Annotated in this window: 22 protein-coding genes and 1 other RNA gene; 11 read left to right on the top strand and 12 right to left on the bottom strand. The window is 65.1% G+C overall.

Features of this window, described 5'->3' with window-relative positions; all coding sequences use genetic code 11:
• Nucleotides 1-37: 37 nt before the first annotated feature.
• Both rsrA and D477_RS11560 read right to left on the bottom strand, forming a co-directional pair.
• Nucleotides 38-313 (bottom strand): mycothiol system anti-sigma-R factor, encoded by a 276-nt coding sequence (gene rsrA / locus D477_RS11565; protein ID WP_005269325.1) that lies wholly within the window; start codon nt 311-313, stop codon nt 38-40.
• Nucleotides 310-990, bottom strand: a complete 681-nt coding sequence (locus D477_RS11560) for a sigma-70 family RNA polymerase sigma factor (RefSeq protein ID WP_005269323.1) — start codon at nt 988-990, stop codon at nt 310-312. The genes rsrA and D477_RS11560 overlap by 4 nt, the downstream gene beginning before the upstream one ends.
• Nucleotides 991-1,306: 316 nt before the next feature.
• Between D477_RS11560 and D477_RS11555 the strand changes: the two genes are divergently transcribed.
• From D477_RS11555 to D477_RS11510, 10 genes are all read left to right on the top strand, one after another.
• Nucleotides 1,307-1,891 carry a DoxX family membrane protein gene (locus D477_RS11555; protein ID WP_005269322.1) on the top strand — a complete coding sequence of 195 codons (585 nt, stop codon included), beginning with the start codon at nt 1,307-1,309 and terminating at the stop codon, nt 1,889-1,891.
• The gene (gene aroA / locus D477_RS11550) at nt 1,891-3,234 is read left to right on the top strand and encodes a 3-phosphoshikimate 1-carboxyvinyltransferase (protein WP_005269321.1); all 1,344 of its coding nucleotides are present in this window, start codon (nt 1,891-1,893) and stop codon (nt 3,232-3,234) included. The genes D477_RS11555 and aroA overlap by 1 nt, the downstream gene beginning before the upstream one ends.
• Entirely contained in the window at nt 3,195-4,337 is a 1,143-nt protein-coding gene (gene rsgA / locus D477_RS11545) for a ribosome small subunit-dependent GTPase A (protein WP_005269320.1), read from the top strand. Before aroA ends, rsgA begins: the two co-directional genes overlap by 40 nt.
• 66 nt (nt 4,338-4,403) lie before the next feature.
• The gene (gene hisN, locus D477_RS11540; RefSeq protein ID WP_005269319.1) at nt 4,404-5,264 is read left to right on the top strand and encodes a histidinol-phosphatase; all 861 of its coding nucleotides are present in this window, start codon (nt 4,404-4,406) and stop codon (nt 5,262-5,264) included.
• Between the two features lies 1 nt (nt 5,265).
• On the top strand, nt 5,266-6,024 hold the full coding sequence (locus tag D477_RS11535; RefSeq protein WP_043846691.1) for a class I SAM-dependent methyltransferase: 759 nt from the start codon (nt 5,266-5,268) through the stop codon (nt 6,022-6,024).
• A gap of 63 nt (nt 6,025-6,087) precedes the next feature.
• Nucleotides 6,088-7,005, top strand: a complete 918-nt coding sequence (locus tag D477_RS11530) for a metal ABC transporter substrate-binding protein (RefSeq protein ID WP_043846689.1) — start codon at nt 6,088-6,090, stop codon at nt 7,003-7,005.
• Nucleotides 7,002-7,778, top strand: a complete 777-nt coding sequence (locus D477_RS11525; protein ID WP_005269316.1) for a metal ABC transporter ATP-binding protein — start codon at nt 7,002-7,004, stop codon at nt 7,776-7,778. The genes D477_RS11530 and D477_RS11525 overlap by 4 nt, the downstream gene beginning before the upstream one ends.
• The gene (locus D477_RS11520) at nt 7,765-8,655 is read left to right on the top strand and encodes a metal ABC transporter permease (protein ID WP_005269315.1); all 891 of its coding nucleotides are present in this window, start codon (nt 7,765-7,767) and stop codon (nt 8,653-8,655) included. Before D477_RS11525 ends, D477_RS11520 begins: the two co-directional genes overlap by 14 nt.
• Before the next feature lie 20 nt (nt 8,656-8,675).
• Nucleotides 8,676-9,401, top strand: coding sequence for a metal-dependent transcriptional regulator (locus D477_RS11515; protein ID WP_005269312.1), 726 nt, complete (start codon nt 8,676-8,678; stop codon nt 9,399-9,401).
• A 91-nt stretch (nt 9,402-9,492) separates the two neighbouring features.
• Nucleotides 9,493-10,593, top strand: coding sequence for a carboxylate-amine ligase (locus tag D477_RS11510; protein ID WP_005269310.1), 1,101 nt, complete (start codon nt 9,493-9,495; stop codon nt 10,591-10,593).
• A gap of 77 nt (nt 10,594-10,670) precedes the next feature.
• Here the strand turns inward: D477_RS11510 and D477_RS11505 are convergent, their stop codons facing one another.
• The 3 genes from D477_RS11505 to ssrA form a co-directional block, all read right to left on the bottom strand.
• Nucleotides 10,671-11,399: an AfsR/SARP family transcriptional regulator gene (locus D477_RS11505; RefSeq protein ID WP_190273557.1), complete on the bottom strand. Its 729-nt coding sequence runs from the start codon at nt 11,397-11,399 to the stop codon at nt 10,671-10,673.
• A 350-nt stretch (nt 11,400-11,749) separates the two neighbouring features.
• Nucleotides 11,750-12,220, bottom strand: coding sequence for a hypothetical protein (locus D477_RS11500; protein WP_043846687.1), 471 nt, complete (start codon nt 12,218-12,220; stop codon nt 11,750-11,752).
• Nucleotides 12,221-12,602: 382 nt separating this feature from the next.
• Nucleotides 12,603-12,971, bottom strand: a transfer-messenger RNA (tmRNA) gene (gene ssrA, locus D477_RS21830).
• Between the two features lie 207 nt (nt 12,972-13,178).
• Between ssrA and D477_RS11495 the strand changes: the two genes are divergently transcribed.
• Nucleotides 13,179-14,282 carry a carboxylate-amine ligase gene (locus D477_RS11495; protein WP_005269304.1) on the top strand — a complete coding sequence of 368 codons (1,104 nt, stop codon included), beginning with the start codon at nt 13,179-13,181 and terminating at the stop codon, nt 14,280-14,282.
• 6 nt (nt 14,283-14,288) lie between these two features.
• On the opposite strand, the gene smpB is transcribed toward D477_RS11495, so the two are convergent.
• The 7 genes from smpB to D477_RS11460 all read right to left on the bottom strand — a co-directional run.
• Nucleotides 14,289-14,759 (bottom strand): SsrA-binding protein SmpB, encoded by a 471-nt coding sequence (gene smpB / locus D477_RS11490; RefSeq protein ID WP_005269302.1) that lies wholly within the window; start codon nt 14,757-14,759, stop codon nt 14,289-14,291.
• Between the two features lie 44 nt (nt 14,760-14,803).
• Nucleotides 14,804-16,276, bottom strand: a complete 1,473-nt coding sequence (locus D477_RS11485) for a M23 family metallopeptidase (protein WP_005269300.1) — start codon at nt 16,274-16,276, stop codon at nt 14,804-14,806.
• A gap of 4 nt (nt 16,277-16,280) precedes the next feature.
• Nucleotides 16,281-17,195: a permease-like cell division protein FtsX gene (gene ftsX / locus D477_RS11480; RefSeq protein WP_005269298.1), complete on the bottom strand. Its 915-nt coding sequence runs from the start codon at nt 17,193-17,195 to the stop codon at nt 16,281-16,283.
• Nucleotides 17,192-17,893 carry a cell division ATP-binding protein FtsE gene (ftsE, locus tag D477_RS11475; protein WP_005269295.1) on the bottom strand — a complete coding sequence of 234 codons (702 nt, stop codon included), beginning with the start codon at nt 17,891-17,893 and terminating at the stop codon, nt 17,192-17,194. The genes ftsX and ftsE overlap by 4 nt, the downstream gene beginning before the upstream one ends.
• A 229-nt stretch (nt 17,894-18,122) precedes the next feature.
• Nucleotides 18,123-19,055: an alpha/beta fold hydrolase gene (locus tag D477_RS11470; RefSeq protein WP_005269293.1), complete on the bottom strand. Its 933-nt coding sequence runs from the start codon at nt 19,053-19,055 to the stop codon at nt 18,123-18,125.
• Nucleotides 19,052-19,699, bottom strand: coding sequence for a TetR/AcrR family transcriptional regulator (locus D477_RS11465; RefSeq protein WP_005269291.1), 648 nt, complete (start codon nt 19,697-19,699; stop codon nt 19,052-19,054). The genes D477_RS11470 and D477_RS11465 overlap by 4 nt, the downstream gene beginning before the upstream one ends.
• Nucleotides 19,696-20,843 (bottom strand): class I adenylate-forming enzyme family protein (locus D477_RS11460; RefSeq protein WP_043846685.1); only part of this gene is annotated, 1,148 nt, incomplete at its 5' end. The genes D477_RS11460 and D477_RS11465, both read right to left, overlap by 4 nt.

Raw genomic sequence — 20,843 nt, 5'->3', positions numbered from 1 at the left:
GTTCGGGGGTTCTCTGCTTACCGGCCGCAAACCGGTCTCAGGCGTCCGCCTGCACCGTCTCCGCCGACCTGATGTGGCCGATACGGTCGATAATCCGTTCCTTGAGCGTCTGCGGAGCATGCTCCTGGCAGGAGCGTTTGACCACGGAGCGGATCAGGCACTCGAGGTCGTGTTCCTGGGAACATTCTTCACAGGTATCGAGATGGGCCTTGATCTCCGCGAGGTCATCACGGGACAGGGCCCCGTCGACGTACTCGTAGATCCGCTTCATACGGTCGTCTTCGCAGTCGCCCAAGCCGTGGCAGTCGCTCATTTCCTGTTCTCCTGTTGTGTACCCGCCGGGGACTTGGCTTTGGCAGCGTTCACTCCGCGCTCCTGCGCGTAGTCCGCCAGCAATTCGCGCAGCATCTTGCGGCCTCGATGCAAACGCGACATCACCGTCCCGATCGGAGTGTTCATGATTTCCGATATTTCCTTGTAGGCAAAGCCTTCCACGTCCGAGAAGTAGACGGCCAGCCTGAATTCCTCCGGTATTGCCTGGAGGGCGTCCTTCACATCCGAATCCGGCAGGTGGTCCAGCGCTTCCGCCTCCGCCGAGCGCATACCCGTCGAGGTGTGCGACGCGGCCTGGTACATCTGCCAGTCCTCAATCTGGTCCGTATTCGACTGCTGGGGCTCCCGCTGCCGCTTCCGGTATAGATTGATGTAGGTGTTGGTCAGGATCCGGTACAGCCAAGCTTTCAGGTTAGTACCCGGCTTGTACTGGTGGAACGCCGAAAAGGCCTTGGTATAGGCCTCCTGGACGAGGTCCTCCGCGTCGCTGGGATTCCGGGCCATGCGCATGGCGGCCGAGTAGAGCTGATCAACGTACTGCAGAGCGTCGCGTTCAAAACGCTCAGCACGCTCTTCAGGCGTCTCCGCCTGCTCCGGCTCTCCAGTGGTCCCGCCGGCATCACCCGGGATGGACTCTTGGGCATTGTCAGTTGTCATTGCCCCCCAGTGTACGCGCAGCGGCTTCCAGCCAGGACAGGCACCGGCGCCGCGCTGCCCGCTGTGCTGAACAAGAGCCAGCGGCATGGCAATCCCTTCGGTTCCAATCAGACGTTGCCACTGGCCTTCAGTTGCCAGCGCATTGGGTACAACGGCTGATTGCGGCTGGTTATTCCGCATGAGCAGCGGTCCGGGAGGATGCCTTGGAAGGTGTGTCCCGCGGACAAAAGTGCCAGACTAGGGAGCAGCGTCACCGGCCCCGGCGGCGCTGCCGCGCTTGCCGTTTGGACCCTTGAGCAAGAGCCAGGAGGCTTTTATGACCATTGTCCGCCTTGTTGCCCGCCCCCTATTGGCCACCAGTTATGTTGCCGCCGGCGTGGAGCGGCTGCGCAACACAGCTTCGACCGCACAGGCCCTGCAGCCCTGCTTGGACCAGGCCGCCTCGGCGTTCCCTTCGGCGGCGCCCCTGGCCGGGAAGTCAAAGCTCCTGGCCCAGGTTGTCGGAGCAACGCAGATTGGTGCCGGACTGCTGCTCGGTCTGGGTAAGTTCTCGCGCCTCGCCGCCGTGCTGCTGGCCGGCGCCACTGCGGTCAACGCTTACGTCGAGTACCAATCGGAGGCGGACACGGCGGAAGGGAAACGGTCACGGCGCAACCAGTTGCTGAAGAACGGGTCCCTGATCGGGGCTGCCCTGCTGGCCGCCGTCGACACCAACGGCCGTCCGGGTCTCCTCTGGCGGGCCGAGCACCTCGCCGCGGATGCCCGCAAGAGCGTCAAGTCCATCAGCAAGGACACCCGCAGGAACGCAGCCGCACTGAACAAAGACTCCCGGCGCCAGCTCGGGAAAGCTGAACGTGCGCTGCGCGGAACCGTCGCCGACGTCGTAGGTCAGCGAGCCTAATGACTGCCATTGCCAACACCGGAGCAACCGCTGCACCTTGGGATGCGCCGTACGTCCAGGCCCCGGTGGATGCCACCGTCCGGATTCCTGCGTCGAAGTCCCTGACCAACCGCTACCTCGTTTTGGCGGCTCTGGCCGACGGACCGTGCCGTCTTCGTGCTCCCCTGCACTCGCGCGACTCGCGCCTGATGGTCGATGCCCTGCGCGCTTTGGGCGCCGGGGTCGAAGAAGTCCCGGGCAGCGGCGCCTACGGGCCAGACCTGGTAGTCACGCCGATCGACCGTTCCGGTGGCTCGGCTGCGATGGACATCGACTGCGGCCTGGCAGGAACAGTCATGCGCTTCGTCCCGCCGCTGGCTGCGTTGGGCAACGGGCCGGCCGTCTTCGACGGAGACCCGGCCGCACGGCAACGACCAATGGGACCGACCATCGCTGCTCTGCGTGGACTCGGTGTCGCCGTTGACGACGGCGGCACGAACGCACTGCCTTTCACTGTGCAGGGCGTGGGCACTGTCGCGGGCGGCCATCTGGTGATCGATGCCAGCGCCTCGTCCCAGTTCGTTTCAGCGCTGCTCTTGGCCGGGCCAGCGTTCACGAACGGGCTGCATCTGGAACATTCCGGGCCACCGGTTCCCAGCCTGGACCACATCCGCATGACGGTCAGCGTGCTGCGCGATGCGGGAGTGGACGTGGATGACTCAGCGGCCGACCACTGGATCGTCCAGCCCGGTCCGATCCGCGCCTTCGATGTGGCAATCGAACCCGACCTCTCCAATGCAGGACCTTTCCTGGCTGCTGCCCTCGCCACCGGCGGCACCGTCCGCATTCCAGGCTGGCCGGAACAAACCACCCAGGTCGGGGACCAGTGGCGGACCATCCTGCCGCGGCTCGGGGCCGAGGTCAGCTATGCCGACGGCGTTTTGACCGTGACCGGCGGTGCCGGCATCCGCGGCGCGGACCTTGCTGACACCAGCGAGCTGGCCCCGACGGCGGCGGCCCTGTGCGCCTTGGCGGAGGAGCCGTCCCGGCTCACCGGGATCGCCCATCTGCGCGGCCACGAGACGGACCGGCTGGCTGCCTTGGTGACGGAGATCAACCGGCTCGGCGGTGACGCAGAGGAGACTCCGGACGGCCTGATCATCCGCCCCAGGCCCCTGCATGCCGGACTTTTCCGGTCCTACGCGGACCACCGGATGGCAACGGCCGGAGCGATCATCGGCCTGGCCGTCCAAGGGGTGCAGGTCGAGGACATCGGCACAACGTCGAAAACGATGCCCGAGTTCCCGGAACTGTGGCGCGCCCTTTGCGCCACAGCTTCAAGCGCAGCCGCCGGGGCCCGCTGACGGTGGCAGGCCGCAGGACCTGGGACGAGTCCGACGTCAGGATCCGCCCCAACAAGCGCGGGTCGCGGCCCCGGACCAAGGACCGCCCCGCCCACGAGGACGCCGTCGTCGGACGCATTGTCACCGTTGACCGCGGACGTTACACCGCCGTCGTCGATGAAGACACACCCCGGGAACGCACCGTGATTGCCGCCCGCGCGCGGGAACTGCGCAGGACCCCGGTGGTTGCCGGAGATTTCGTTGCCCTGGTCGGCGACGTCTCCGGCGAACCCGATACCCTGGCACGGCTGGTTCGGGTCGAAGACCGGCGCACGCTGCTGCGCCGCAGCGCCGATGACACGGATCCCGTCGAGCGCGTAGTGGTGGCAAACGCTGACCAACTGGTCATCGTGGTTGCGGCGGCGAATCCGGAGCCAAGGACCGGTTTCATCGACCGCGCCTTGGTCGCAGCGTACGACGCCGGGATCAGCCCGCTGCTGTGCGTCACCAAAGCGGATCTGCGGGATCCGGCCGAACTGCTCTCGCACTACCAGCACCTGCCGCTGCCGGTCCTGGTCAGCCGTACCGCGGAGGAGGACGCTACGGGCGTCGAGACCAGTTCGGATGAAGGCCAGTCCGCCCGTCTCGACGTCGAGGCCCTTGAACGGCTTCGGGGCTACCTGGACGGATCAGTCAGCGTGCTGCTGGGCCATTCGGGAGTGGGCAAATCAACCATGGTCAACGCCCTGACAGGTGCCCAACGGGCCACCGGCGGGGTCAACGCCGTAACCGGTAGGGGCAGGCACACCTCCTCCTCAGCGCTGGCCTTGAAACTCAGTGACGCGGCACCCGGCACCTGGATTATCGATACGCCGGGGATCCGCTCTTTCGGACTGGCGCACGTCGACCCGGACCGGATTCTGGCAGCTTTCCCCGACCTTGAGCCCGGCATCGCGGACTGCGAGCGCGGGTGCAAGCATGATGAGTATGCCGTCGACTGCGGTCTGGACTCCTGGGTGTCCTCCGGCCAGGCCGGCAGCTCAGGCCCGGCCCGGCTCGCCTCGCTGCGCCGTCTGCTGGGAACCGAAGTACGCCAGCAGGCCAAAGAACTGGGCAGCCAGTAGCGGGCGGACCGGCGGACGCTCTTCACATGCGGCATCCGTGGGCCAAGTAGCGGTAGGTTGAAGCCTATGACCCGTGATCTTCAGACCTACAATGATGACCTGCGCCTGGCCCATGTGATGGCCGATTCCGTAGATGCCCAGACGATGGCCCGCTTCAAGGCGCTCGATCTGCAGGTGGAGACGAAGCCGGATCTCACTCCGGTCACGGACGCGGACAAAGCCGCCGAGGAAGCCATTCGGGGTCAGCTCTCGCGGGCCCGTCCCCGGGATGCCGTGCTGGGCGAAGAGTTCGGTAGCAGCGGGCATGGCTCACGTCGGTGGATCATCGATCCGATCGACGGGACGAAGAACTTCGTACGCGGTGTCCCCGTGTGGGCCACGTTGATCGCCTTGGTCGATGAAGACCGGCCGGTTGTCGGCTTGGTGAGCGCCCCGGCCTTGGGCAAACGGTGGTGGGCTGCGGCCGGCACCGGGGCATACACCGGCCGGGCGCTCTCCTCTGCTACGCGCTTGCAGGTATCCAATGTCAGCAGGCTTGACGATGCCTCGCTCTCCTATTCCAGCCTCTCGGGCTGGAAGGAGCGCGGCAACCTCACCGAGTTCCTGGGCCTGACCGAGTCCGTCTGGCGCACCCGAGCCTACGGCGACTTCTGGTCTTACTGCCTGGTGGCGGAAGGCGCCGTCGACATTGCGTGCGAGCCGGAATTGAACCTGTACGACATGGCAGCCCTGGTTCCCATCGTGACTGAGGCCGGAGGACGGTTCAGCTCATTGGAAGGCGAGGACGGACCCTTCGGCGGCAACGCCCTTGCCACGAACGGTGTGCTGCACGACGAAGTGCTGCACCAGCTTAATCCGCAACTGATCGGCCAGCGTCCCGCAGTGGCGCCCCAAGAGCATTCCGAAAACCCGCAGCACACCAGCTGAGATGGCACGCGGTGGCCCGCGGATGGACGATGAGCGGCGCAAAGAGTTCGGCCGCAGCTTCGAAGAGGGCGGGGAGCACTATGAGCGCATCCGGCCCGGCTACCCGGACGACGCAGTGGATTGGCTGTTGCCTCCCGGCGCCCGGGACGCGGCCGATCTTGGTGCCGGCACCGGCAAGTACACCGAACAGCTGCTGAACCGAGGGCTGAGGGTTACAGCTGTCGATCCCTCCGCCGACATGCTCGCCCAGTTGCGGAAGAAGCATCCCCAGGTGGAGGTCCTGCTGGGAACCGCAGAACACACCGGACTTGCGGATGCCTCCTTCGACGTCGTGACCGTGGCACAGGCCTGGCACTGGGTGGACCCTGCCGCCGGCAGTGCGGAGGCGGCCCGCATTCTGAGGCACGGGGGCACGTTCGGCCTGGTCTGGAACCAACTCGATGTCTCGATCCCGTGGGTCCACCGGCTGTCCCGCATCATGCACGCCGGGGACGTGTACAGGCCTGATTCGCGGCCGACAGTCGGACCGGAATTCACGGGTTTGGAAAACCACCTCACCCGCTGGACGGATCCCCTGCTGCCCGCCGACATCATCGCGCTCGCCAAGTCGCGCAGTTACTGCCTGCGGGCCAGTGAACAGACCCGCGCGAAAGTGCTGTCCAATCTGGACTGGTACCTGCATGAGCATCTTGGCCATACAGATTCCACCGTCGTGCCTCTGCCGTACCTGACACTGAGCTGGCGAGCAGTCCGGAAGTAGCAGCCCGCTCGATTGTTACGCCGGAAGCGTTTCTTTCGGCCCTCCTCTGTCGTAAATTTAGGTATGCCGAAAAAAGGGATCGTTACAGCCCTCACACTCCTGAGCCTGTTGGCGCTCACGTCCTGCGCTCCCCCCACTCCCGGTTCGGCGCAGCCATCAACTTCCGACGACCGCCCGCTGGTACTGACCACGTTTACAGTGCTGGCCGATCTGGTTCGGCAGGTCGCAGGCGAACATGTTCGGGTGGAATCAGTGACCAAAGTCGGCGCAGAGATCCACGGGTACCAACCGACCCCCTCAGACCTGGTGGGGGCCCAGGACGCGGACCTCATCCTGGACAACGGCTTGGGGCTGGAACGCTGGTTCGAACGGTTCGTCGCCGCCGTTCCTGCCCCACATGCGGTCCTTTCCGACGGCGTGGAACCGGTGGACATCCGCTCCGGCAACTACCAGGGCAGGCCTAACCCGCACGCCTGGATGTCCCCCGAAGCCGCCAAAGTCTATGTCGACAACACGGTGGACGCACTGAGCGATCTGGCCCCGGAACACGCTGCCGATTTCGCCGCTAACGGAGAAGCCTACAAGGGGCAACTGGATGAGGTCATGGCTGAACTCGAGGCCGCATTTTCCAACCACGCCGCCGTCCCGGCGCTCGTGACTTGCGAAGGCGCCTTTTCCTATCTCGCCCGCGACGCCGGCCTGCGGGAAGCCTTCCTCTGGCCGGTGAATTCCGATGCAGAAGGAACGCCGCGCCAGATCAAGGACGCCATCAATTTCGTCAACGAGCATCAGGTGCCCGCTGTCTTCTGTGAATCCACCGTCAATCCGGGAGCAATGGAACAGGTCGCAGCGGCCACGGAAGCGGAACTCCTCACCCCCCTCTACGTCGACTCTTTGTCCGGCCCCGACGGTCCGGTGCCCAGCCATCTGGAGCTGATCCGCCACGACATCGAGCTCATCAAGAAAGGACTGGCAGCATGAGCATCCGCCAGCTGCATTCCGGAGCCGACGCCATCAGCGTCTCGAATCTCCGGGTTTCCTACAACGAGGTGACCGCTCTGGACCATGTCAGCATGCATGTCAAGGCCCAGACGATCTGTGGCCTGATAGGCGTCAACGGTTCCGGCAAGTCGACACTGTTCAAGTCGCTGATGGGCCTGGTCCAGCCCACCGCGGGCACAGTCCGGATCTTCGGCGCGGAGCCCAAGGACGCCCGCAGGCTCAATGCCGTCTCCTACGTCCCGCAGTCGGAGGACGTCGACTGGACCTTCCCCGTTTCAGTGCGAGATGTCGTCATGATGGGCCGCTACGGCAGGCTCGGCCGTTCGCGCCGGCCGCGAGCTGCGGACCGCGATGCTGTAGCAGAAGCCCTTGCCCGCGTCGGCCTGACCGAGCTGCAGCACCGCCAGATCGGGGAGCTCTCGGGCGGCCAGCGCAAGCGAGCTTTTGTGGCCCGCGGCATTGCCCAAGACGCGGTCCTGCTGCTGCTCGACGAACCATTCGCCGGTGTGGACAAGGCGTCCGAAGCCGCCCTGACTGCGCTGTTCAAGGAATTGCGCGACGAAGGCAAGACCATTCTCGTCTCCACCCATGACCTCGCCGGCATCCCGCAACTCTGCGATGAAGCTATCTTGCTCCATCAGCGTGTGCTCGCCCACGGGCGGCCCGAAGCCGTGCTGACCAACGAAAACCTGGCCCTGGCGTTCGGCACGGCGCTGGCCGGAGCCCCGGAAGGACATGATGGACATCTCTAACTGGCTGCTCGAGCCGCTGCAGTACGGCTTCCTGACGCGCGCACTGCTGGTGACCGTGGCTGCTGCCGCGGTGTCAGCCGCACTGTCCTGCTGGCTGATCCTGATGGGATGGTCGCTCATGGGCGATGCAGTCTCGCATGCCGTGCTTCCAGGCGTGGCCTTGGCCTACATCGTCGGAGTCCCGTTCTCGCTCGGCGCCTTCATTTTCGGCGCCGGCGCGGTCGCACTGATCGGAGCCGTACGCTCCACCACGAAGCTCAAGGGGGATACAGCCATCGGCGTGGTCTTCACGGCCTTGTTCGCTTTCGGGCTGGCGATCATTTCCAAGACTCCGAGCCAGACGGACCTGCAGCACATTCTCTTCGGCAATGTGCTCGGTGTATCGACGCCGGAACTGCTGCAGGTGCTGATCCTCGGGGCTGTCACATTGGCTGTCCTGCTCTATAAGCGCCGCGACCTGACCCTGCTGGCATTCGACCGCATCCATGCGCACGCCATTGGATTGAGCACGCGCTGGCTTTCGGCCCTCCTGCTGGGCCTGCTGGCGCTGACCGTCGTCGTCGGCCTGCAGGCGGTCGGAATCATCCTCATCGTGGCCATGCTCATCACCCCGGGCGCCACCGCATTCCTGCTCACCCGCAATTTCGACCGCATGCTGCTGATCTCCGTGACGCTGACCGTGGCGGCGGCCATCGCGGGCATCTACGCCAGCTACTACCTGGACGTTGCCACCGGCGCCTCGGTGGTGCTGGCCCAGTCCGTGGTCTTCCTCGCCGTCTACTTGGCTGCCCCGCGCACCGGGGTATTGTGGCAGTGGCGCCAGCGGCGCAATGCAAGGAGCACCAGCGCCCAGCAGCACCAGCAAATCCCAGCCTGAAGAGGCCCAGCATGCCCCCAATGAACCGGAACAGTCCAGCGCTCAGCAGCGACTCCGCCAGCGTGCAGGACTATGTCAAAGCCATATATGCCTCCACCGAATGGCGCGACCAGCCGGTGACGTCCTCCCAGCTGGCGGTCCGGTTGGGAGTCGCCAACTCCTCCGTTTCCGGCATGGTCCGCAAGCTCGTCGACCTTGGGCTGGCGGTCCATGAGCCCTACAGCGCGATCGAACTGACCGCCGAGGGCCACCGGCTCGCCCTGGCCATGGTGCGCCGGCACCGGCTCCTGGAAACCTTCCTCGTCCAGGAACTCGGCTATGCCTGGGACGAAGTGCACGATGAAGCGGAGTTGCTTGAGCATACTGTCTCGGACACCTTCATCGAACGGCTGGCCAACAAGCTCGGACACCCTGAGCGGGACCCGCATGGGGATCCGATACCGGCCGCAGACGGTACGGTGGACGTCCCGGAGGCCAACCAGCTTGGCCGGCTGGACCCGGGCCACACCGGACACATTATCCGGATCAGCGACGCGAACCCGGACCTGCTCCGGTTCCTCAGCGCCGAACGCATCAGTCTGGATTCCAGGGTCGAGGTCATGGGGCACCGGCCGTTCGGCGGCCCGCTCGTGGTAAGGATCGGTTCTGCCGAACACCTGCGCGAGCTCGATCTCGGCGATGAGGCTGCAGCGGCCCTCTGGGTGGCCAACGACACACCCCACGAGAACTGCCTGCTCCGAACCTGAATAGCAGCGCGACCGGACGGGAGCGATGTACTCAGCAGGCTGCGGATCGTGGGTAAGCTCGGAAGGTAAGCGACCTGCAGAAGGGACATACATGGCCACGCTGGGCATCGAAGAAGAGTATTTGCTCCTTGATCCGGCGACGGGGCTTCCCGCGCCGCAGGCCGACGAGGTGGCGGAGCGGCTGGAAGGCTCATTGCACGTTGCCCGTTCCGACATCCAGCGTGAGTTGCTCAATTGCCAGATCGAAACGGCCACGACCGTCTGCACCACACTGACCGAGGCAGAGGAGTCGCTGCTCAACTTCCGGCGCCAGCTCGATACCGCAGCGCGGAAGGCCGGCGTCCGTGCCGCGGCCACCGGCACTGCTGCGCGGATCGAAGACGACTACCCGCAGCTGACGGACAAACAGCGCTACTACGAGCTGAAAGCCAGTGCCAAAGGCATTGTCGCCGACCAATTCGTCAACGGCCAGCACGTCCACGTCTCCGTTCCCGACAAGGAAACCGGTGTGCAGGCGCTCAATCGCATCCGGCCCTGGCTGCCGGCCATCGTGGCCCTCGGCGCCAATTCGCCGTTCTGGCTGGACCGCGACAGCGGCTTTGCCAGCTGGCGGATCGTGCACTACCGGCGCTGGCCGGTCCAGGGCTGCACTCCCATCTTTGCCGACGCCGCCGACTACGAGCGGCGCATCCAGCGCCTGGTGGACGCCGGCGTCATCATCGACCGGGGCGTGCTCACGTGGCTGGCCCGGCTGTCCGACAACTACCCCACCCTCGAAGTCAGGGCGGCCGATGTGCAGCTTGAAGCCCAGGATGCTGTGCTGATCGCTGCCCTGGTCCGCGGCATGGTCGTGACCGCCGTCGAGTCGCAGGCCGCCGGAAAGGACTACCCCGTTCCGGATCCCGAACTGCTCGACGCGGCAGTCTGGCAGGCCGGGCGCGAGGGCCTGTCGGACAAGCTCATCGACCCGCACTCCGGGGTCCTGCTGCCGGCCCGGGACGTCATCAACCTGCTGGTGCGCAGCATCCGCCCCGCATTGGAAGAAGCGGGCGACGCGGAGTGGGTGGACGCCTCGCTGGAACGGATCTGGGCCGAGGGTACCGGCGCAGAGCGGCAACGGCGCGCGATGTTCAGTGGCGGGCTGCCGGCGCTGATGGACCTGTACGCTGGTGCCCTCGCGGCGGAGGCATAGGCAGGCGGAGGGAGATCTTCCGCAACGTTTACGACGGCGGTCCTTGCCTCGGGCGCTTATGTGTCCGGCTGTGCCGGTTAGCCAAAATGCCTCTGGCTGCGTGCATCATCCATCAGCAGCGGTTCGATCAGGTCCGAGATAATGGCTGACGGTGCCACTCCGAACTCCCGCCGAAGACGGATCCGGAAGCTCTGGTAGAGCCGAAGTGCCTCTGCATGGTTTCCCTCGGCGAGGCAGGCTTGCATGAGCAGCCGCTGGGCGCTTTCGCGCAAGGGTTCGATCACTGTGGCGGCCCGGGCGGCCTCCATGGCCTGCTCGGTGTCCCCCTGGTCCAAGTACTGCCGGGACAGCCGTTCCAGCACAGTGAGCCTGAGCCGCTGCCACCGCTCCTGCTCGGACACAACCCAGTCCTCGTACCAGCCCGGCAGCAGCTCCGCATTTTGGACCAGGTCCAGCACCCCGCGATGATGCACGGGATGCTCCTGCAGCCGGGCTGCACGGGCACGAACCTCGTGCACGTCCACTATCACGCCCGACGCCAGGTCCAGCGGGTCGGCCGTCTGGCCGAGGAGTCCCGGCAAATGCTTGTTGATCAGGAAGATGCTCTCACGCAGGCTGCCGGCAGCCTGCGTCTCTGAGCTGTCCGGCCACAGCAGGCCGGCCAGGAAGGAGCGCGACTGGCGCCCGTACAAAGCCAGCGCAGCGATCAGCCGCCGCTGCCGTAGGGCCACCTTGACAGGCAGCTTGTCCCGGCGAAGCTGCCAACCGCCTGCCAACTGCAGTTCCCAACGGCCTTCAGATCCCATTCCAGCGACCCCCAAGTCGTCATGCATCGCATCGGCTGCAGGCTCCCTGCCCTCCCCAAGGCAGTCCCCCGGCGTGCACCCTCTGGTTTTCAGGATCGCCGATCCCGAAGGCAGTGTCAATCACGCCGGACAGCCGCCCAAGGATAGTTCAAGACGCCCCCCAGGCATGTACAGTCGACCTGCCCGCCAGCCGTAACTCATGGCACCTGTTGGGCATCGCCCTGGCACGCCACGCATCCGCTCCCGGCTGTACAGGAAATTCTCCACAGCCGACGCCGCATGAAGAAGGACCGGAGGCGCCGTGCCTCCGGTCACTTTGTGGATATCAGGTAATTCGCTGATTGCCCTACTTAGTCGTCGCAGTCGAGGCGGATCTTGTTGCTCTTGACCCAACCATCGTCACGGCTCCAGCTGAATGCCTGGTACTTTTCACCGCACTCGAGGTCATCCACCGTGTAGCGGAAGTCCCCGTCATTATCCGTCCAGACGCGCTCCTTATCTACAACATCAGCGTCGCCATCGTCGAACTGGACAAGCCATACCTTAACCCTGCTGTCTTCCTCGTAATCGGTACCCCGTACGCGAATCTCGTCGTCACCGCGCTCGGACAGCCTCAGCCTCGCGTCGTCGTCATCATCGTCATCGCCACCACGGCCACGGTCATGGTCGTCATCGTCGTCATCGTCGTGATGCTGGACCGACGGCGTCGATGCCGTACCGTAGGCAGCTGTTGCAGGTGCGGCCAAGCCCAAGGTTGCCAGCAGGCCGAACAACGTTCCGGCAACGAGCATGAGCAGGCGCCATGGAGTTGTTTGCTTCATGATTGTGCACTTTCCTGAAATGCCGGGTGTTGCCCCTTTTCGGGATTCGGCATTCAATGCGGAGTGGACCGGCCCGGCACCGTGTCCTGCAGTTGTCCTTCAGTGCAGCGGCGTCCGACCCCCTCGGAGCCGCCATGGGAAGCGCATTGAACGGATTTCGTGTTGACGGATCACGCCATCCTTCGGATGGCCGGCCTCATCACTGTCGAGCGTGCTGCTATGTTATCCATTTGTAATTTTGGCCTCCCAGCCCCTGATTTGGGGACTTGCATTGGCCCCGGGAGTTCCCCGCCGAGGCCGGGAAAAGTACCTGCTGTGGCAAGGGGACTCTTCGCCATTCTGTTGGCAGGCAAAGAAAAAGCCCCGGAAATCCGGGGCTCATTCGTGGAGATGGGGGGAATTGAACCCCCGTCCGATGTTGTGTTGCCAAGACTTCTCCGGGCGCAGTTTGCGTCGGGTTTTCTCGGCCCCAGCCATCCTGCAAACAGGTGGCTGACCCGGGCCCAGCCGTCAAAAAGTCCCGGACACTCCGACGGCGAAAGTGTCCAGCAGTGGCTCCCTAAATGACGCCAGCTACCGGGGCAGGAGCATCCCCGGGCTGACGGACTGAACTACTGCTTAGGCAGCGAGTTCGAAGTCAGTGCGCTTAGATTCGGCACTTATTGGTTTGCAGAGAGCGTTTCCGAGATAACTCTGCATCCTCGGCCCGCTTCCCCTGGCGCGACTAACATCGTCGAAACCTGTCATCCCCATATTGAATTACCAAACCGCACCTGTGGCGCGGACTATCTATTCTAACCACACTCTCCACGGATCTATTCCCGCCGATCACCTGCCGTGTTGCCGGGGGTGCGGACGGCCGTGTGGGGAAACTGGTGCACAGCCGGCACTCCCTGAACTAGTCTCTGATCAGAAAGGGCCGGCAATGGAGCCGCGCCCGCTTGGCCAGGAGGATCAGATGGTGGCTTTCGGGATTGAAGAGGAGTTCCTCCTGGTCGATCCTGCCAGCAGCGAACCTCGGCCAGTGAGTCCGCAACTGCGGGCGTTGCTGGCGGAGCAACCTACGGCCCGGTTCCATGTGACGCCCGAACTCCTGGACTGCCAGATCGAACTGAACACCGAACCTTGCCGCAGCAGGGTTGAGGCAGCGGGCGCAGTGAGCGCAATGCGGCATGCGCTGGCCCGGGCAGCCGATCGCCTTGGAACGCAACCGGCCGGCGTCGGTGTCGCCTTTGATACGGCCCGGGCGCCTGCTGAGGTGACCGATACAAAGCGCTACCGAAGCATTCAGCGGAACGCACCCGCCGTCGTCGCTGACGAGTACGTCACCGGGCTGCACATCCATGCGGAAGTCGAAGACCCGGAACTTCGCATCCAGGTGATGAACCGCTGCCGGCCCTGGATCCCCACCCTGACGGCCATGGCCGCAAATTCACCATACTGGTACGGACGGGACAGCGGTTTCGCCACGTGGCGTACGATCCTGTACCGCCGCTGGCCGATCCAAGGCTGCCCGCCGGTCTTCGCGGACTTTGCCGATTACCAGCAGCGCCTGCGGCGGCTGTTGGAGTCCGGTGTCGCCGCCGATCCGGGGTATGTGTCCTGGCTGCTCCGGCCGTCCGCCAACTACCCCACACTCGAATGCCGGTGTGCTGATAGCCAGCTCAGTGCCCGGGATACCTTGCTCGTGGCCTGCCTCTTCCGCGCCCTGGTGGGCACCGAAATGGACGCCGCTGACGACGCGCCACCGCCCCAGCCGCAGCCGGAGCACCTCGATATTGCCCTGTGGCAGGCCGCGCGGTACGGCCTGGACGGGGATCTGATTAATCTGGAGACGGGCTGCACGGTTCCCGCGTACGAGCAACTGGCCCGCCTCTTCGAGCATGTGCAGGACCAGCTGGCCAACTCCGGCGACGAGGACGTGGTCCGCGCCGGGCTGGTCCGGCTGCGTCGCGACGGAAACGGGGCCCAACGGCAGCGGCAGGCGCACGAGCAGGGCGGCCTTGCGGCCTGGCAACGGCTGGTCCGCAGCGAGTTCACTGCACCAGCCGACGAGGACTGAGGCAGTTCAGCCGCGGTTGCGCTCGCGCATGGCACGCAGTGCCTCGCGTTTGTCCTGTTGTTCGCGCAGTGTCTGCCGTTTGTCGTAGTCCTTCTTGCCGCGGGCGACGGCGATCTCCACTTTCGCGCGCCCGTCCAGGAAGTAGAGCTGGAGCGGCACGATCGTGAAGCCGGACTCCCGGATCTTGTGCGAGATCTTGTTGAGCTCTTCGCGATGCAGCAGCAGCTTGCGGCGGCGCCGCGCGGCATGATTGGTCCAGCTGCCGTTCAAGTACTCCGGGATGTAGACGTTCTCGAGGTAGAGCTCGTCGTTGTAGAACATCGCGAAGCCATCGACCAGCGATGCGCGGCCTTCCCGGAGGGACTTCACTTCCGTTCCCATCAGCGCCATGCCGGCCTCGTAAGTGTCGAGGACGTGGTAGTCATGCCGGGCCTTCCGGTTGGTGGCCACTACCTTCCGGCCACTTTCTTTAGGCACGACGGCGCTCCTTCCTCGGTTTCAAAGCATCCAGTATAGCGGGGCTAGAGCAGGCCCATGGGATTGACCAAGGAGCCGTTCAGCGTGGTCTCGAAGTGCAGGTGGCAGCCGGTGGAGTTGCCGGTGGTGCCGACATAGCCGATGACCTGTCCCTGGCCCACGGTCTGGCCCGCCGAGACAATCGATCGGGTCAGGTGGAAGTAGCTGGTGTCCAGCGCGTTGCCGCCGACTACGCCGTGGCTGATGATCACCATGTTGCCCGCAGCCCCACCCCAGCCGGATGTCGCGACGGTGCCGCTGGTGGGTGCGGTCACCGGCGTGCCGCAGGCAGCGCCGAAGTCGATGCCGGTGTGCATGTACCCGCCGGTCCCCCCGAAGTCGATGGTTCCTGCCGGCGTAGCCCGCCAGCCATAACCGGAGGTCACGCTGCCGGCAACCGGGTACCGCAGGCCGAACGACGACGGTTCCGAGGAGGCCGGGGGTGGCGGTTCCACCGTCGGCACGATCTGCGGGACCGGCCGGCCGGCGGACGCGGCTGCCTGCTGGGCAGCTTTGATCCTCGCCTGTTCCCGCTCCCAGGCCGCCTGCGCAGCCCGGCGCTCGGCCTCTTCCTTGCGCCGGCGCTCCTCTGCTTCGCGGCGCAGCCGCTCCTGGCGCTCGGCGATCTCGGCCTGGACCTGCTGCTGCTCCTCCTGCACCTGGGCAAGCTGCCGCTGGATTTGCGGCTTCCGGGCCTGGAGCTCGTCCGACAGGGCCGAGGTTTCGGCGATCAGGTTGTCGACCTTTTCCTTCTCAGCGGCAGCTTCGTCCCGAGCCTCCTGCTCGGCGGCCAAGGCTTCTTCGGCCTGCGCCTTGAGTTCCCGGATTTCCTGCTCGACGGCCTCGAGGCGGGCCTGTGAATTCACGTTGGTCGCGTTCTGCTGCGACAGGCGGTCCAGTGCTGCGTTCTGGCTGCGCAGGGCTTGGTTTGCGAGGCCGAAGTCATCCAGCGCCGAGGTGCCTTCGGAGCCGAGGAAGAGCTGTAGGTTCGAGGGAACGCCACCTTGTTTGTAGGCCTGTGTGGCTATCTGCCCAATGACCTTCTTCGTGTCCTCAAGTTCGGCCTCGTCGGTTTCCAGCTGCCGGGTGATGCTGTCCTTGGTCTGCAGGGCCATGTCCACGCGCTGTGCCAGGGCGGACACTTTGCCGGCCGCTTCCGCGACGCGGCCCTGGGCAGCCGCCAGCTTCTCCTGGGCCGCGGGCAGCTGGCCCTGGTACTCCTTGAGCTTGGTGACCGTCTTGATGATGTCAGCGTCCAGGAACTCCAAGGACTGCTCGACTTCGGCAACCTCCTGTTTCAGTTCCGAAGCACGATCATCCAGTTCATCTGCTTGCACCGGCCCGGCGGCCCCCACGGAAAGCACCAGGAAGGCCGCCAGCGCGGCACTGATGATTCCCTGCGGCAAACACGTCTTCCGGCCCGGTTGCTTGCGCTTCACGGCCTGGTTCCCCAACCTGTTGTTGTGCTCGAGTGACATGATTCTAGACCTTCAGATATCGACGTAGGGTCAGGAGCGAGGAGACACCGGCCAGCACCGCTCCGAGCAGGATGAGCCCGGGGGCAAGCAGGAATACCGAGGACTCGGAAATGAAAGCGGTGTCCGGGTACTCCCGGGCCAGCCAGTCACCAATGAAGAACCGGGCGACCGCCCAAAGCGTCACCGAAGCCAGCAGGGCACCAATCACCGCAGCGATGACGCCTTCCAGAATGAACGGCAGTTGGATCACCGCCTTGGAAGCACCAACCAGCCGCATGATGCCGGTTTCGCGGCGCCGGCTGAAGGCCGACAGCCTGATGGTGGTCGCGATCAGCAGGATGGCGCAGACGATCATGATCGCGGCAATGCCGACGGCCACCAGCGACGCGGCGTTCATGACACTGAAGACCCGTTCGAGGATCTCGCGCTGGTCGACCACGACTTCCACCCCGGGCAGCGACGAGAAGATCTCGTTGATCACCTCGTATTTCTCCGGATCGACCAGGCTGACACGGAAAGACTCCGGCAGCTGGTCCGCCGTCACCGAATCCACAATGGGCGAGTTGGCGAACTGGTCACGGAAATGGCCGAGGGCATCGTCCTGCGACTCGTAGACGTAGGTGTCGACGTATTGCGTCACGGCCGGCGATTCAAGGGTGTTCTTGATTTCTGTCCGCTGCTCGTCGGTGACGGGCCCTGCGGCGCAAGTGGCCGCCGTCGAAGTGTCCACGCAAAGGAACACCGCGACCTGGACCTTGTCGTACCAAAAACCCTTCATTTGGTTGATCTGCAGCTGCAGCATGCCGGCCGCACCGACGAAGGTCAGTGATATGAAGGTCACCAGGATGACGGAAGTCACCATTGCCAGGTTGCGGCGCAGGCCGGATCCGATTTCGCCGAGGATGAAGGCCAGTCTCATTTGGCGTCCTCCTGTGCTCCGGCATAGATGCCTTCGGCTTCGTCGCGGACCACTTTGCCGTCCTTGAGCTCGATGACGCGCTTCCGCCAGTCATTGACGATCACGTTGTCGTGTGTGGCCATGACGACGGTGGTGCCGTTCTGGTTGATCCGGTCCAGCACTTTCATGATGCCCATCGACGTTGTCGGGTCCAGGTTGCCGGTCGGCTCATCGGCCAGCAGGATGCCCGGCTTATTGACCACCGCGCGGGCGATGGCAACACGCTGCTGCTCGCCGCCCGAAAGCTCGTGCGGCATCCGGTGGTCCTTGCCTTCCAGCCCGACTGTCTTGAGCACCTCGGGCACCGTCTCGCGGATCATCGCGCGGCTTTTGCCGATGACCTGCATCGCGAACGCCACGTTGGCAGCCACCGTCTTGTTCGGCAGCAGACGGAAATCCTGGAAAACGACGCCGATTCCGCGGCGGAGCTTCGGCACCCGCCAGCTTGGAATATTGGCGACGTTCTGGCCGGCCACGTAGACAGAGCCGCGGGTGGCCCTATCTTCCTTCAGGACCAACCGGATAAAGGTGGATTTGCCCGAGCCCGAAGGCCCGACGAGGAAGACGAAGTCCCCGCGGTCGACTTCCAGCGACACCCTGTCCAGAGCCGGACGGGAGTTCTGGTCGTAGACCTTGGTGACATTGTCGAATCGAATCATGACTACTTCGTGCCCACTGTGTACCGAAGGATGGGCTTCTGCTCGGGGGAAGAACCATCGGCTTTTTGACTATATGCGCGATTTCTTGGGATTTGCCTGCAGATCAGAGCCGGGCGTGTCGTTTAACCAACCTTGCCCGCACACACCGACTGCCGGTTCCGGAGGCAACCGGAACCGGCCTAATCGTTCGCGGGCCTGGCATAGCAGGCGCTCTACAGCGGGAGTATAGCTACTGGCCGGCCTCCCCGGAAGCCACCGGACCCGCCGCTGCCAAGGCGCCCGCGACGGCGCCGGCCACCACTCCAGCGCCTGGCGAGTCCATCAGGATCGTGTAGTGGTTCACTTCGGGGACATCCTGCACCGTGAGCCAGTCCAGCTTGTCCTCCCAACTGCGGACGTGCAGGGGGGAATAGAGGCCGTTTGGTTCATCCAGCAGTCCCCGCGGAGCCCGCAGCAGCAGCCCCGGTACCGCCAGCGCCCCCAAGGCCTCCGGCAGTGCCGTACCGCGGTTCAGGTCTGTGGTGTCCTCGGCCATGGCGGCATAGCAGGTGGCCGGGCGGAGCCCGCCCTCTCCGGCGGTGAGATCGTAGTCGACGTACTCTTCCACCAGCAGATTCCAGTTCCGCGCAAAGGCCGGGTGCTGCCGCCAAAGGGATCGGTAGGCCTCGCGGCTCTCATACCGGCTGCCCAGACGCTCGGCTGCGGGACCGAGGACGGCCGCAATGACTTCCTCGTCGCTGAGCCCAGCAGGCACCTGCAACGGCAGGCCGCCGTCGATCAGCACCAAAGAACGCACCAAAGACGGATACCGGTGCGCCAGCACGACGGACACGAACGCGCCCATGGAATGGCCGGCGACGACCGCGGTTTCGACGTCGAAAGCCTGAAGTACAGCGGCCAGGTCCGATGCGTGCGAAGCCATGCCGTAAGGCCCGGGCAGCGTGTTGCTGCGCCCGCGGCCACGCAGGTCCGGCGCGATGATCCGCACCTCCGGCAGCGCCTGTGCCAGCAGTCCCCAGGCCTTGTGCGAGGCGGTGACGCCGTGGACCGCCAGGACCACCGGAGCTGCAGGGTCCTGTGGCCCCCAGATCCCACACCGCATCGATCCGCCGCGCACCGGCACATCGGCCACCCGGTAGCCGTGGATGTTCTGCTCGGTCATGGGCGGATCCTTCCTTCCTGGGCGTTCGGCACGGGTGCCAGCGCGCGCTCGATGAACTGCATCATTTCCTCGAAGACATCCTCCGGTACGTCGGGCCGGGGGCTGCTGCCTTCGGTTCCGCCCTCCTCTTCCCAGAGCACCCAGCGCATCCCGATCAGCTCGCCGATGCCCATCAGCGCCCACGCGGCGACCGTCGGATCCATCGGACGCACTTCGCCTTCGGCCTGCGCCTGCTTGAGTCCTTCGATGTAGCCGTTGACGATCCGGGTGTAGTGCATCCGCAGCGCTCCCGGGGACACAAACTCCGCCTGCCGGACAATCCGGTACAGCGCCGGATGCTCGGCGGTGAATCGGAAGAACGCGCGGAAGCCGGCCCGTTCGGCCTCCAGTCGGTTGCCGGCGGCCCGCGACGCCTCGGTCATGGCATGCCGGACACGGCGGTTGAGGTCCTCGACCACCTCGTCGAAGATTTCCTGCTTGCCGGAAAAATAGAGGTAGAAGGTGCCCAGTCCGACGTCGGCCTCTTCCGTGATTTTCACGATCGACGCATCGTGGTAGCCCACCGAAGCGAACACCGCCTCTGCGGCCTGCAGCAACTTGGCCCTAGTGCGGGTGCCGCGGGCCGTCCTGGGTGCTGTGCTCATCTGGGAACCTCCGATCCGTCCGGCGCGGACCGGTCGGCTTGCTGCCGCAGCCGGCCCCGCGCCACCTTGTTCAGCGCGGTCCGCGGCAGTCGGGAGACAAACTCGATCCGTCCGGGCACCTTGAACCGCGCCAAGTGCTGGCCACAATGTTCCAGCAATTCCTCTTCATCCGTCACGCGTCCCGGCCGGACCACCACGAAGGCCGCCCCGGTCTCGCCCCAACGCTCGTGCCGCTCCCCCACGACGGCCACTTCGGCGACCGCCGGATGGGACAGCAGCACCGCCTCGACCTGTGCGGGCGCGACATTCTCGCCCCCGGAGATATAGATGTCCTTCAGCCGGTCCACGATCCGGATGAAGCCGTCTTCATTCCGTTCCACCAGGTCGCCGGTGTGCAGCCAGCCGCCTGCGAGCGCGGCGCCGGTAGCCTCCGGATCCCGGAAGTACCCGGCGAAGACGCCCGGTCCGCGGACCCAGAGTTCGCCGGTGGCGGGCCCTTCGAGGACGCGGCCGGTCGCGGGATCTGCGACGGCGACGTCGACATGTGGATACGGCTTTCCGGCGTAGCCGAGCATTGAGGCTGCGTCCTCGTTGGGCAGGCAGAGCACGTTCGGGGAAGCTTCGGTCAGACCATAGCCCTGGCTCAGCGCCACTCCCCTGCGGTGCCAGATCCGCAGCAGCGCCGCCGGCATCGAAGCTCCGCCGACAATGGCATGGACCAGGCTGGAGAGATCAGTGGCAGCGAAGTCCGGATGTTCGGCCAGCATCAGGTACTGCGTCGGGACACCCATCAACGTGGTCACCCTGCGTTCGGCGATCAGCTGCAGCACCCGGCCGGCATCGAAGGACCGCTCAAGCACCACGGTGGCTCCGGTCCACCACGCCAGCAGCGGCTGGATATTCCAACCGCCCACATGGAACTGCGGCAGCACTGAAAGTACGACGTCGGTGCTGTTCAGTTCCGCGGTGCGCGAGAGCGAGAGGTTGGTCCAGAAACAGTTGGCGTGCGTCAGCACGGCCGCCTTGCTGCGCCCCTCGGTACCGGAGGTGAACACCATCAGCAGGGCATCGCCGTCGTGCACTTCCCGCTGCTCCGGGGCAGCCGCCCCGCCGCGGGCCGGGGCCGGCACCAGTGCCTCCACAC

It is taken from the genome of Arthrobacter crystallopoietes BAB-32 (assembly GCF_000328305.2).
Classification (GTDB): Bacteria; Actinomycetota; Actinomycetes; order Actinomycetales; family Micrococcaceae; genus Crystallibacter; species Crystallibacter crystallopoietes_A.
This window is presented reverse-complemented; position numbering and strand designations above follow the sequence as displayed.